The sequence below is a fragment of the Psychrobacter sp. Arc29 genome (assembly GCF_041431175.1).
Lineage (GTDB): Bacteria > Pseudomonadota > Gammaproteobacteria > Pseudomonadales > Moraxellaceae > Psychrobacter.
Genome location: NZ_JASMRR010000004.1, coordinates 283,950 through 296,861 on the forward strand (window position 1 = coordinate 283,950; position 12,912 = coordinate 296,861).

Annotated in this window: 12 protein-coding genes; 3 read left to right on the top strand and 9 right to left on the bottom strand. The window is 45.5% G+C overall.

Annotated elements, in window-relative coordinates:
- Positions 1-248: 248 nt before the first annotated feature.
- On the top strand, positions 249-1,241 hold the full coding sequence (locus QO189_RS07805; protein ID WP_371532271.1) for a phosphatase PAP2 family protein: 993 nt from the start codon (positions 249-251) through the stop codon (positions 1,239-1,241).
- A 220-nt stretch (positions 1,242-1,461) separates the two neighbouring features.
- Here the strand turns inward: QO189_RS07805 and QO189_RS07810 are convergent, their stop codons facing one another.
- Positions 1,462-1,971, bottom strand: coding sequence for a hypothetical protein (locus QO189_RS07810; protein ID WP_371532272.1), 510 nt, complete (start codon positions 1,969-1,971; stop codon positions 1,462-1,464).
- A 398-nt stretch (positions 1,972-2,369) separates the two neighbouring features.
- Between QO189_RS07810 and QO189_RS07815 the strand changes: the two genes are divergently transcribed.
- On the top strand, positions 2,370-2,759 hold the full coding sequence (locus tag QO189_RS07815) for a tautomerase family protein (RefSeq protein ID WP_371532273.1): 390 nt from the start codon (positions 2,370-2,372) through the stop codon (positions 2,757-2,759).
- A 132-nt stretch (positions 2,760-2,891) separates the two neighbouring features.
- Here QO189_RS07815 and QO189_RS07820 read toward each other — a convergent pair whose 3' ends face one another.
- The 6 genes from QO189_RS07820 to QO189_RS07845 all read right to left on the bottom strand — a co-directional run bounded on the left by QO189_RS07820 (position 2,892) and on the right by QO189_RS07845 (position 9,144).
- Positions 2,892-3,956, bottom strand: coding sequence for a 2,3-butanediol dehydrogenase (locus QO189_RS07820; protein WP_371532274.1), 1,065 nt, complete (start codon positions 3,954-3,956; stop codon positions 2,892-2,894).
- Positions 3,957-4,198: 242 nt separating this feature from the next.
- Positions 4,199-5,656, bottom strand: a complete 1,458-nt coding sequence (locus QO189_RS07825) for an ABC transporter ATP-binding protein (protein ID WP_371532275.1) — start codon at positions 5,654-5,656, stop codon at positions 4,199-4,201.
- Positions 5,653-6,456: an ABC transporter permease gene (locus QO189_RS07830; protein ID WP_371532276.1), complete on the bottom strand. Its 804-nt coding sequence runs from the start codon at positions 6,454-6,456 to the stop codon at positions 5,653-5,655. The genes QO189_RS07825 and QO189_RS07830 overlap by 4 nt, the downstream gene beginning before the upstream one ends.
- 109 nt (positions 6,457-6,565) lie before the next feature.
- Positions 6,566-7,249 carry an ABC transporter permease gene (locus tag QO189_RS07835; protein WP_371532277.1) on the bottom strand — a complete coding sequence of 228 codons (684 nt, stop codon included), beginning with the start codon at positions 7,247-7,249 and terminating at the stop codon, positions 6,566-6,568.
- Positions 7,186-7,515, bottom strand: coding sequence for a hypothetical protein (locus QO189_RS07840; protein WP_371532278.1), 330 nt, complete (start codon positions 7,513-7,515; stop codon positions 7,186-7,188). Before QO189_RS07840 ends, QO189_RS07835 begins: the two co-directional genes overlap by 64 nt.
- Positions 7,516-7,584: 69 nt before the next feature.
- Entirely contained in the window at positions 7,585-9,144 is a 1,560-nt protein-coding gene (locus tag QO189_RS07845; RefSeq protein WP_371532279.1) for an ABC transporter substrate-binding protein, read from the bottom strand.
- A 320-nt stretch (positions 9,145-9,464) separates the two neighbouring features.
- On the opposite strand from QO189_RS07845, the gene QO189_RS07850 reads away from it, so the two are divergent.
- Positions 9,465-10,379: a LysR family transcriptional regulator gene (locus tag QO189_RS07850; RefSeq protein ID WP_371532280.1), complete on the top strand. Its 915-nt coding sequence runs from the start codon at positions 9,465-9,467 to the stop codon at positions 10,377-10,379.
- Between the two features lie 143 nt (positions 10,380-10,522).
- Here the strand turns inward: QO189_RS07850 and QO189_RS07855 are convergent, their stop codons facing one another.
- Positions 10,523-10,993, bottom strand: a complete 471-nt coding sequence (locus tag QO189_RS07855; RefSeq protein ID WP_371532281.1) for an acyl-CoA thioesterase — start codon at positions 10,991-10,993, stop codon at positions 10,523-10,525.
- 165 nt (positions 10,994-11,158) lie between these two features.
- A complete protein-coding gene (locus QO189_RS07860) occupies positions 11,159-12,862 on the bottom strand; it encodes a fatty acid--CoA ligase (RefSeq protein ID WP_371532282.1) in 1,704 nt (567 codons plus the stop codon).
- Positions 12,863-12,912: the final 50 nt, after the last annotated feature.

Below are 12,912 nucleotides of genomic sequence, written 5' to 3' on the forward strand. Positions count from 1 at the left end.
ACTTATTAGCACTTACGCAAAAACAGTAATAAATGGCGCAAAACGCTCAAATAACGACACACCGTAAAGAAAATCAGACAGCAATGAGCGTGTGGTCTGCTACAGTATCAGCCGATTATTCAGACTAGGCGTTATCAACCACGTCATCTATAGTCTCGATCCCTGTATCCACCCAACCGACATAGTAGACACGATGATAAGCGCATTATTCAATGCCATATCAGCCACGATAAAGGAATAAGCTATCCATGATTGCGCTCATTGAACAACACCCTCAGCTCATCAGCTTAGGCATGGTGCTTATTTTGACGATAGCGCTGTTATGGCTGATACAGCGCCTCATGATTCGCTATGGTAAGCGGATATTGGGATTAATTTCTCGTATCGATTTTTGGTTGCGCGAACATATCGCACGCCTACCGCTGATGGTACGTCTACAGCAAAAATACCCAGCAATGTTTGGATTGATCACCAAGCGCTTTGCTCGTGGTCATTTTTCTGGTCTGATTCTCACCATTTTGACACTTTTAAATATATATATCTTGGCGCTGTTTGCAGGCTTGGTCGAAGATGTGGTGAACGCGGACTCTATTGTGACCACCGATCTGTTTGTGTCGCAGCATATGAGCGTGTTACAAGATTCGAGCATCGTGCCTGCGTTTGTTTTTATCACCAGCTTAGGCTCTACACCGATTACTTGCTTGATCATTCTACTGACAGCTATCCTCTGCGCGGTCGTGCGCCAGCCTTATATTTTGGTCGGTCTGCTAATCTCAACCATAGGCAGTACCGCTTTTACATTTTTGAGCAAGATGGCTTTTCAGCGGTCGCGACCGATCGATATTTTGCTGATGGAACACACCTACTCTTTTCCCAGTGGTCATGCGACTATTAGTATTGCGCTGTATGGGTTTCTCGCTTATATGGCGATTCGCTTTAGCCAAAGCTTTATTCACCAAGTGCGGATATTATCGCTTGCACTTTTATTATGTCTGCTTATAGGATTGAGCCGAATCGTGTTAAACGAGCACTATCTGAGTGATGTGCTGGGCGGGTTTTTGGTGGGGTCGCTGTGGCTGATCATTGCGATCAGTGTGACGGAATGGCTGACCGCACGGGGCAAAATCAATTGGCGTGTGTCGTGGTCGAAAGGGTCGGTGTATATGCTATGGTTTAGTGTTGTGAGTATTTTGGTCGCTATCTTTGTGTATGCCAATGTTTATCAGTTTCCGCTGCTTTGATAGTGGTGGAAACTGGAATGATCAAGGCTCGATTTGGGGGCTTATCATTCGACTTTGATTTGGGTAAGGCTAAAGGGCGTAATAATAAACAGATTAGTTTGTTTAAACTTGACATTAATATTCATCCTAACGCGCTGTAACTCGTCCAAATCATGGAGCACCTTTGTGCAAAACCCTATGTGACGTATTGCATGAAATAATGCAACAATATATTTCTGCTCTAATAGATGGTAGTAGCCCAAACAAGGAGTTCTCTGAAGTAAGTACTGAATGCTGCACCAGCTATCAACGTGATTATCCATATAATTCCAGCGGCTAGCTGTCTTGTTCGCTTTCCAGTATTGGCTTGTTCTACTAGCTCCTTACGAAGCGCCTCTTCCATTTCAATTCGAAAAGCATCAAAAGCCTCTTTGTTTGTATCCGCTAATGTTTGATATCGATCAGCTAGCTTCTTTTTCTCATCAATAGTTTCTAAAAGCGTATTCAACTTTTTATCTTGTGTCTCAAGATCTTCTTGCATATCATGGATTATTGCTGATGCTGCTTCAATATGGTTGCGAGCAGAGTCAGCCCTATCTCTAGAGAGTCTTTCATCTCTAGTCTCGGGGAAAAACTCTTTGAGGTATTTGCCTGTAGCACCTTTAGTTATCGATTTTATTTGATCATCCGTATAAAGAGACCCTGTAATTGCTCGTGTCAACTCAGCTATTATCTCTATGTAGAGACTCATATTTCCTCAATTTTTTCACCTAAAATCTTATTTTGTATTATTTTGATGGTTTATGATACTCCAAAACATCTCATATTTTCACTAAAAAATATATAATCAAAGTACTCAAGCACATTCGTTAAATGCACTGATTATGATTAGCATCCATAAATTTATCATCTAACCTTGACACAGCAAGCGCTTGAACCAACACATCAAAGATATGCCTATCGGTGGCTTGAGAAATATCAAAAGGCTGAATATTGACCGTCCAGCAATGAATGTCAAAAAATAATTACGAGAATATCACTGAAGCTAAAGCGGCTATCGATGATGATAGCTGCGACTATTATCATCGCATGAGCACACTGGGCGTCAATGACGATTTGCCATAATTATAATTATATAAGGATAAAAACATGCCACTAGTACGAATAGACGTGACTGAAGGTCGCAGCGACGACGAGCTTAAAATGCTAATGAATACAGTGCAAGACTGTGTCGTGAGCGCGTTTGAAGTGCCTGAGCGAGACCGATATCAAATCGTCACTGAGCATAAGCCCGGACGTATGATTTTGCTCGATACAGGTTTGGGGTTTGAGCGCACAGAAGCCGCCATCGTTATTCAAGTATTTACCAGTCCGCGCGCAACAGTAATGAAAAAGAAATTTTGTGAGTTGATGGCAGACAAGCTCCAGACGCATTGCGCGCTCGACCCAAAAGATTTGTTTATCTCTTTTATGACCAATACTGATGTGGATTGGAGTTTTGGCTATGGTGAAATCCAATATCTGAACGGTAAATTGTAGAGCCGATTTCGATTTTGTCATCACAGTATATACAGTCAAAAATCCATAAAAAAGCGCCATTCTAATAAGATGGCGCTTTTTTCTTATCATTGGCTATCACTTTACAAAGCCAATTTTAATCAAACATATCCCTTATAAATTTGGATTCACGATGATTTTTACCGCAGATTCATTGTTGTGAATCAGCGTTTCAAATCCTTCTGAAATCAAATCATCTAATTTGATGCGCTGAGTAATAAACGGCTCAAGATCGACAAGTCCGTCTTCGACCAGTTTGATGGTGTCTTCGTGATTGTTCACATATCCAATAGTACCGCGAATATCCAGCTCTTTCATCACCACGCTATGCACGCTGATTTCTGCAGGATGGCTCCAGATAGAGACAATCACCACCACGCCAGCAGGTTTGGTCAGCTCGACGAGTGAGTCGAGCACCGCATTGACACTGGTACATTCAAACGCCACGTCCACGCCGCGATCATCAGTGATTTTCATCACCTCTTCTTTAAGATCCACTTCAGTCGGGTCTAAGACATATTCAGCCACGCCGCTGTTTTTGGCTTTTTCTTTACGCTTGGCACTCAGCTCGGTCAGAATCACCGTCAGACCTTTGGCTTTTAAAACTGACGACAATAACAGACCGATGGGGCCACCGCCGCCGACCAATGCCACATCGCCTTCTTTTGCGCCGCTACGGACAAAAGCGTGATAGCCCACCGATAAAGGCTCAATCAACGCTGCTTGGTCTAGTGGAATATCGTTTGAGATAGGATGTACCCAGCGGCGCTTGACCGCGATTTTCTCTGACAAACCGCCACCGCGTCCACCCAGACCAATGAAGTTCATATTTTCTGATAAATGATAGTTCTCCCCTTCAGCGGTAGAGACGTCATCGGCGATGATATACGGCTCAACCACCACGTGCTGACCGACCTCAATATCATCGACACCCTCGCCGACTTCGTAGACCACGCCCGAGAACTCATGCCCCATGGTGATGGGTGCGGACTCGCCTGAGATGGGATGCGGGTGACCACATGGCGGAATAAAAATAGGCCCTTCCATAAACTCATGCAAGTCCGTGCCGCAAATACCGCACCATGCTACGTCGATACCGACTGTACCCGCCTCAACAGTAGGCTCTGGGATGTCTTCAATACGGATATCACCTTTGTCATAAAAACGTGCCGCTTTCATATCATGCTCCTTTGATAAGTCTAGTCGTGGTTAATATGCTGCAATGAGGGTTACTCGCTACCATCATGCCCAGATTAAAGTTGGGCTGTCAACGATGGCCACGTATGTAGTTGTTAAGCGAAAGTAACGCTACTGCGTACGCCCAGCCAAGCTATTGATATCGTTAGGAACGGACGTTAAAGCAATGAGATCAACTCGTCTTTTATAAAAAATATCGACAGTTGCTTATTTTTTAACAGCCATTACAACTTGGCGAAATCCTCCAAATCAATCACTTGATGACAGTAATGGCGCATGATGTGGTGATCGTGACTGACCATCACCAGCGTGCACTGCTGCGCTTGGCACTGCGCCACCAGTAAATCCAGCGTTTCTTTTTGAGTAATGGGATCGAGTCTAGAGGTGACCTCATCGGCGAACAGCAACACAGGGTTGAAAAGTAGTGCACGCAAAATCGCCACGCGTTGCAATTCCCCACCCGAGACATTCAGCGCATTGCGAGTGAGAATCTGCTTATCTAGCTTTAGCTTCTCCAATAATTCAGGTACGCGGCTGGCATCTAAGCGATGCTTGCGGATGACATCATTTAGCAGAGTTTGCAGTGGTACATGCGAAGCAAAAGCAGCAGGCGGATCTTGATACAGTTTGAGCACTTGATGGCGCTTGGGTTTGGTCTGCCATGTGATCGCGCCGCCAGCTGGTTTAAGCAGGCCGCAGAGCGCGTCCCCTAATGAACTTTTACCGATACCACTACCGCCAATCACCCCAAGGACTTCAGCGCGCTTTAGACGAAAACTCAAACCCTCAAACAATACTCGTGTACCACGCGCTAAACTCACATCTTTTGCGGTCAGTAAGGGTTGCTCTTCAATGATTGCGCTATTTTTTGCTGGCCAATTATCAGGCGCGGCAGCGATGAGTTGTTTGGCGTAGTCTGACACGGGTTGATTCAATACCTGCTCGCCTTTACCTTGCTCTAGCAGTTTGCCTTTTTTCATTACCATGATGCGATCATCAGCACCCAGGCTCAGCGCTCTTGCCACATCAATATCATGGGTGATGGTCAGTAGTGTGCCGCCATCGCGGGCAACGTTTTTGAGCAGATTAATCACCGCTTGTTTGTTGATCTCATCTAGACCTTTGGTCGGCTCATCAGCGATGACAATGTACGCGCCGCCCGAGGTGGCAATCGCAAAGGAGGCTCGCTGCGCCATGCCACCTGACAGCTCATGCGGATAGTACGCCGAAAATTTGCCCAGCCCTAGCTTCTCTATCTTCTCTTGTGCCAATTGCTTACTGACCTTGTTGTCTTGTTTGGCGACAAAATATAGGCTCTCCCACACTTGACTGAGTACATCCATCGTGGGATTCAGCGAACGGCTTGGCTCTTGCGGCAGCATCGCCATACGGCGTCCCCAGTAGGCACGCAGCTGCGGCTTGGTCAACGCTTGGTTTTCGATCAAAATATCGCCGCGGCTCACCAGCTCATCAGGCAGCGCGCCCATGATGGCTTGCGCTAGCAAACTTTTACCCGACCCTGTTTCACCCAAAATGGTCAGATTTTGGCCTTTATATAACGTAACGCTGATGGGCTCAACCAAACCCAGACCCGACTTGGTAAACACTGCCAAGTTGTCCGTTTTTACCAAGACATTTGTGGCGGCCTTGTCAGTATTGTCTCCTGCTGTATGCGCGATCATTTCATTTTTCCTGAGAGTAATTGTAGGCTTAATACCAGAATAAAGACGGCAATAATGGGCTGGAGAAACACAAACGGCGCTTGATAATAATACGGAAACAGCTCCGTCATCATCAGCCCCAGCTCGGCGGTCGGTGGACGCAAACCAACATTGATAAAGCCTAGCGTGGCAAGCGCGAGCACCGCATTACCTGCCGCAAAAGCACTTAGAGTGGCAACAACGGGCAAAATCTTGGGTAAAAAATGTCGTTTAAAACAATAGAAAAAGTCCATACCCATCAAACGCGACGCTTCGATCTCGCGACTACTGGCGATCGTTTGGGTCATGGCACGCACCATGCGAAAGAACTCAACCCAAAGCACCAAAGAAATACCCAGATACAGCGACCAAAAGGTGTTAGGCGCAATCGCTGCAAACAATAAGACGAACAGCAGCCCCGGTAGCGCCATGATAATGTCACACAAAAACGTGCATATCTTATCCACCCAGCCGCCAAAATAGCCGCTGAGCACACCCATCAATAGTCCAAAAAATAGGGCAAAGCCTACCGATAGGACAATCAGTAAAAACGATAAACGAATGGCAGACGCGACGCGTGCCAGCATATCTCGACCAAAGTGATCGGTGCCAAACCAATGGCTGACACTGGACGATTGCAGCATATTACCAAGGTCTTGTATGTCGGCATCTATCGGATAGTACAGCGGCTGCAAAAACGCAAAAACTAATAATAAAATGAGTAGTAGTCCGCCAAATTTTTGTACTGGTTGTAGGGCATGAACCCCGCTAAAAATAGTCATAAAATCATAATTCCTCATGTGGCTTCAGTTTGTGGCTTTAATTTATGGCTTGGGTTTGTAGTTGTCATTCTGTGATAAAGCGTTTTGACAATAGCTTTGGCAGTAATGATTAACGTGCCAAATCAATACGCGGATCAATCAACCCACTGAGCAAATCCACCACCATATTGAGCACCACAAACATACCGCCCATAATCAACGCGGTGCCTTGTATCATCGGCACATCACGCGCGACGATGGCATGCACCAACGCATGACCACTACCAGGCCAAGCAAACAAACTCTCCACAATCACCACACCTTCTACCAAATACACGAGCTGTACTGAGTGATAAGCCAAAATCGGAATGGTCACGTTACGTAAACCATGCCGACAAAACGCCGTCCATTTATTCAGTCCTTTAAGCTTGGCAAAATCATAATATTCAGACGTTTGTACCTGTACCATCGCATGGCGACTCACGCGAACCGACACCGCAGACAAACCAATCGCTAGCGTCAAAGCAGGCAAAATATAATGCTGCGGCGTGCCATAACCTGCAGCGGGCAGCCATTTTATCTGGACGGCGAGTAGCGTGATGAGCGCGATACCAATAATAAAGATAGGCACAGAACGCAGTACGGTACTCGCCACCAACGTCAGACGATCAAACCAGCCATTGGGTTTTTGTGCGGCAAGCAGGCCAAGCGGCGGCCCGATAAAAATCGATATCACCAATGCCGCCAATGCTAAAGACAACGTGTGCCCAAACTGATGTGCAATCTCAGCCCATACTGACTCGCCACTGACCAAGGAGTGACCAAGGAGTGACCAAGATTGAACTGAACCAAATCAAGCAACCAATCAAAGTAGCTCTGCCACCATGGTTGATCCAAACCAAGCTCTGAGCGCACCAGTGCGGCGGCGGCGGCATCGGTTTGGTCATAACCGTAGCGACTAGCCGCGATGCGGTACGCCATATCACCGGGCAAGCTGCGAGTCAGTACAAAAGTCAATGTACCGACCGACCAAATAACCAAGAGCAGTTGCAGCACTCGATGAGCAATATATTTAAACATAGTTATCCATTACAATTTTTTAGTGTTATAAAGAATTGGCGTTACAAATCAAATGACAGTAAACACGACTTACCAAGACAACTTGTTTAAATAAAAGTTTCGCTCCAAACCATCGATTTCTAAGCCCTTTAATGACTTATGCGCGGCGGCGTTTTGTTGGTAGTACACCACAGGCACGATAGGACGCTCATCAAAGATGATTTGCGAGACTCTCTGTTTTGTCGCGACATCATTGCCCTTGGTCGTCTCAAGCGTCAATAAACGCTTGGTCAGCTCTGGATTTTGCCAATTCATCACGCCCCAATCGCTACCTTGTGGGTCAAAATCCTCTACCAGCGAGCCGACTGGATCAGGCGTCATGCCGTAGTTACGTGCATATAACCCCATCTCCAGCGTGCCGTCTTGATGGCCTGATGGAATCTCTGAAAAATTACCCACGGACACGTCCACATCTACCCCGATTTTTTTCCACTGTGCTTGTAAGGCGGTGGCAATAATGGGTAATTCAGGACGATCTGAAAATGTGCGTAAAGTAAATTTAAAGGGCTTGCCGTCTTTTTGGAGCATGCCATCACTATCTTCAGTAAAGCCTGCGTCTAATAGGCGCTGCTTAATAGCTTGAGGGTCAGGCTTCTGATTTGGGGTATTGATTTGCCAGTCTTTAAAAATCGGCGGCAAAATTTGCGCGGCGGCGGCATTGTCAGCATGCATCACAGATTGAGCAATGGCTTGTCTGTCGATGGCATCACTAAGCGCTTGACGAACACGCACATCGCTAAAAAACGAATTGTCCGCATTGACTTTATATTCGATAGTACGCGCCAATGACTTTGACTGAACTTGTAGATTGGGGTCTTGCTTTAGGCGGGTTAGACTCGCTGAATCTAAGGTAAATACCAAATAATTGGGCTTGCTCTGCGCCAGCAGGGTGCGCGTTTCGCTGCGACTATTGGCTAAATAAGTGACGTCCTGAATCTTGGCTTTCTCACCCCAGTAATCGGCAAAGGCTTTTTGCTCGATTTTTTGTGGTGGCTCAAATTTGGTGACATAGTATGGCCCTGTACCGATCAGCTGAGTGACTTCGTTATTCTCGTTAAACGATGAGGTCGCCAAAATGATACTGGTCGCATGCGCCAAATAAGCGGGGAAAGACATCAGTGGTCGCTCTAGGCTGATCTCAACCGTTTCGCTGTCAATGGCTTTGATGTCTGAGATTGCAGCCGACTCTAGAGCGGTGGGTTTGCTGAGCGCGACCTGCAGGCTTTTTACCACAGCATCCGCTGTCAGTGGCGAGCCGTCATGGAATTTCACGCCATCACGTAGCACAAACGTCCACACATCCCCTTTCTCATTGGCAGACCAACTTTGTGCCAGCATGGGCTGTAGCTCTGCATTTTGTTTGGCATCTACCAGCGTTTCAGCAATCTGCAAACGCTGAAAAATAAACCCTGACTTACTAGGATCAGCGGAGGTTAGCTCCCACGGCGTCACCACGATCAAATCCTGCTGACTGTCATCGTTTGCCGCTGTATTCGTCGCGTTATTGCCCGCTGTTTGCGCACCAGCAATGACATACCACGCCAGCCCTGCTAGCACCACCAATACCGAAATCAAGCCAATTTTCTTCACATACTTTCCGTTATATTATAACATTTCAAAAAAAAACGTTATGTTATAACGAAAGGTATTAAAGGTAAACCTTTTTCCGTATGGCTATGTGATAGACCCTAACCTGCCTTGTGATTTAAAGATATTGCTGATATGCACGTTAAATCACACTCTATATTGGCTTCAATTATTCTAAATAGTTGTCTGTTAACGGGGCTGATTTGTTTTTCTATTAAAAGAGCATACTTCTGGTGCGGCGACATACTTTACTATCAGTCAAGCAACAGCGTAAGATGAATGACAAGAGAATATTGATAACCGCTGGAAGGAAGACCTAAATAATGGATAGAATTGATGCGATACGGGCGTTTGTATCGGTGGTGATTGAGGGCAGTTTTAGCAATGCCGCCACAGCCATGCAACTGTCGCCGCAGTTGGTGAGTAAATATGTGTCAAAGTTAGAAGATCGACTGGGCATACGTTTATTGAACCGCACTACTCGTAAAGTCAGTCTGACGGAGGCAGGTACTCACTACTTCGAGCATGCACAGCAATTGTTGCTCAGTATCGACGATATGGAGTCCAAATTAGGTGGGTTTCAACAAAACCCAAAAGGCATGTTAAGAATAAGCGCGCCTGTGTCCTTTGCGCTAAAACACATGGCAAAATTGGTCACAGATTTTCAGGCACTTTATCCTTCGGTCAATGTCGATTTGCAGCTGAACGATCGCAAAGTAGATATCGTTGAAGAGGGATTTGATGTGGCGCTTCGTATCGGTCAGCTTAAAAGCTCGTCACTGATTGCCAAGCAAGTTGCGCCTGTCCGCGTCATCTTGTGTGCCTCCCCTGACTATCTCAAAAAGCATGGCGTGCCTAGCAAGCCTGAAGATCTGAAAAACCATCGGTATTTGCATTATAGTTATATGGAAAAATACGGCAAAGAAGATATTTATCAGTGGCTAGATACCACCAATCAGCCAAACTCAGAGCTAACCAGTAATAACGGGGATTTGCTTGTCAATGCTGCAGTGGCTGGGGCTGGAATAGCACTGCAGCCCACATTTATTGCGAGTGAAGCACTGAGTAAAGGGGAGCTTATGATGGTGTTACCTGATTACGAACCCGAGACGCTAGGATTGTATGCGGTGTATGCCCATAAAAAACTGTTGCCGCACAAAATCAGGTGCTTTATTGACTTTATCGAAGGGTATTACGGTTCACCGCCCTATTGGGACGAACCGATACAGCATTTATAAATATTTCACAAAGACCAATTTTTGTCTCTTTGATACCACCAAGCGAGTTCAGTAACAATACATTGCCGCCAAGCTCCAGCGACATTTTTTGACCGTATCAGCACACTGCTCCATCTTAGCTTGTGAATTTAACTCTATGCTTCTTAGTCGATATTCTCTAATGCTGCAATGGCTTTTTTTTGCGTCTCATCGATCGGTTTTTTTTGTCCACTCAACTTATCGAGATAGACCAAAACCGACTCGCCTATCGCAACGACTGCCTCAAGCACCGTACTATAATAGGTATATTCATGAATCAAACTTGAGTTTCCGATTTTCTTGACCTTGACGCCAATCCATAACTCATCAGGATAAGCAACTGATTTGAGATATCGGCATGACGAGGCTGCCATCACCGAAAACGTTTTTTCGTTAAATAAACCAAGCCGTCTGTTGTAGTAAATACGAGCGTTTTGAGAATATTCATAATAAACCACATTATTGACATGACCAAAGGTATCCATATCGCCCCATTCCACTTGCTGAGGATAGATCACCGTAAAGCCATGTAACGGGTGATTGTCATCGCTTATGACAATCTCTTGTATTTCTGGGAATGTAGGAACCGCTTCCATAGCTTGTCTCTTTTTATTAGGCAGGTTTTGTTATACAGATGATGCGTGTGACTCAGGGTGCTCATGAAACACACCTCCCCCATCCCTAGCATTTATGCAGACACTAGGGTTTATACAAATTTTCTCTATTATCAAAGTCACCGTGATGGTGATAGGTTTGTTTGGTTAGATTAAATTTTCTGAGTACATCGAACGCATGCGTTTTTTATCGAGTTTACCGACGCTGGTTTTTGGCATTTCTGACAAAAACCTCACTTCACTTGGCACGCCATATTTTGGCAAATGACCTTTCTCAACCGCTTGATGACCCAGTGCCAAAATATCTGTCGATGTTGTATCGATATAATCTGGCTTTAGTACAATCAAGGCGAGAGGACGCTCGCCCCAGCGCTCATCTGGAACACCAATCACCGCGATATCAGCCACGCTCGGATGAAAGGATAAAATAGTCTCAACCTCAAGCGAGGATACCCACTCACCGCCTGACTTGATGACGTCCTTTAGCCTATCGGTAATGCTGAGCGTGCCATCAGCTGTCATACAAGCGATATCCTGCGTATGCATCCAGCCACCTTTCCACAGCTCATTACCTGCATCGGGGTTTTTAAAATAGCTTTGGGTCAGCCACGGCGCTCGTATCACAAGCTCGCCCGTCGACTCACCATCCATGGGTTGTGGTTTACCATTTTCATCCCAAATTTCCATCGACACTAACATAATGGGTGAACCTGACAGACAACGATAATTGAGCTGTTCTTCTATGGACATTGCAGTTGTTTTATCATTGAATACTGCTCTAGCTAATACTGGACAGGATTCTGACATTCCAAAACCAGGCATAAACTCTACACCCATATCAATAGCATTCTTAGCCAAGCCTTTATTTATTTTAGAACCACCTACCATCAGCTTAAGACCATTAAATTTGCGTCCTCGGGCTGCGATCTCCTTGAGTAACATTTGTAAAATTGTTGGAACGCCATGTGATAATGTAACTTTATGATTTTCAATCAGGTCAACCAGTGCCCCTGGATTGTATCGCCCTGGATAAATTTGCTTGAGTCCTATCATGGTGGCACCATATGGCCAGCACCATGCATGAACATGGAATAACGGCGTCATTGGCATATAGACATCGTTATAGCGAACACCTTGACCTTCAGCATTGAGCGCTGTTGATAGCGTACTTGCCAAAGTTTGCAACACAATCTGTCGATGGGTAAAGAAAACTCCTTTTGGATCGCCTGTCGTACCACTGGTATAGAATGTGGTGGCGATAGTGTTTTCATCAAAATCTGGAAAATCAAACTCATCACTAGCGGCGGCCAATAGCGACTCGTACTCACCATCGACATAATCAGGCAGCTCTGTTTTCTCACTACCTGCTTTCTCACCACCTGCCTTGTCATCCTCTGCATCATCCGCCCACATCATATGCTCAATAGACGGCACATCGTCACGATAGTCTTTAATCATTGGTGCGAATTCAGCATTTAACAGCAATGCTTTTGGCGCAGCATGATTGATGGTGTACAGCACTTTATCTTCTGATAAGCGCACATTGACCGTTTGTAAAATCATGCCAGACATTGGCACGGCAAAGTATGCCTCAAGGTAACGATGACTGTCCCAGTCCATGACCGCGACCACATCACCTGCCTGCAAACCCATGTTTTTTAGGACATTGGCCAAGCGATTGATACGCTTAAAAAATTCAGCATAGGTATAAGTAACTTTGTCCGCATAGCTAATGGTTTGGTTGGTGGAAGCCATTTTGGCACGATTGAGTAGCTGCTTAATAATCAGTGGAAACCCATACGCTTCTTCGGCTTGATGGTAGTTGTCATGTTGATTGAGTATGGTTGTCATAGTGTCATCCTTGATAATAAACTGTCCTTGATAATCAGTAATGTAGTAAG

Coding starts and splice junctions, on each gene's coding strand:
- QO189_RS07805 (WP_371532271.1), top strand. CDS start 249: ATGATTGCGCTCATTGAACAACACCCTCAGCTCATCAGCTTAGGCATG.
- QO189_RS07810 (WP_371532272.1), bottom strand. CDS start 1,971: ATGAGTCTCTACATAGAGATAATAGCTGAGTTGACACGAGCAATTACA.
- QO189_RS07815 (WP_371532273.1), top strand. CDS start 2,370: ATGCCACTAGTACGAATAGACGTGACTGAAGGTCGCAGCGACGACGAG.
- QO189_RS07820 (WP_371532274.1), bottom strand. CDS start 3,956: ATGAAAGCGGCACGTTTTTATGACAAAGGTGATATCCGTATTGAAGAC.
- QO189_RS07825 (WP_371532275.1), bottom strand. CDS start 5,656: ATGATCGCGCATACAGCAGGAGACAATACTGACAAGGCCGCCACAAAT.
- QO189_RS07830 (WP_371532276.1), bottom strand. CDS start 6,456: ATGACTATTTTTAGCGGGGTTCATGCCCTACAACCAGTACAAAAATTT.
- QO189_RS07840 (WP_371532278.1), bottom strand. CDS start 7,515: ATGTTTAAATATATTGCTCATCGAGTGCTGCAACTGCTCTTGGTTATT.
- QO189_RS07850 (WP_371532280.1), top strand. CDS start 9,465: ATGGATAGAATTGATGCGATACGGGCGTTTGTATCGGTGGTGATTGAG.
- QO189_RS07855 (WP_371532281.1), bottom strand. CDS start 10,993: ATGGAAGCGGTTCCTACATTCCCAGAAATACAAGAGATTGTCATAAGC.
- QO189_RS07860 (WP_371532282.1), bottom strand. CDS start 12,862: ATGACAACCATACTCAATCAACATGACAACTACCATCAAGCCGAAGAA.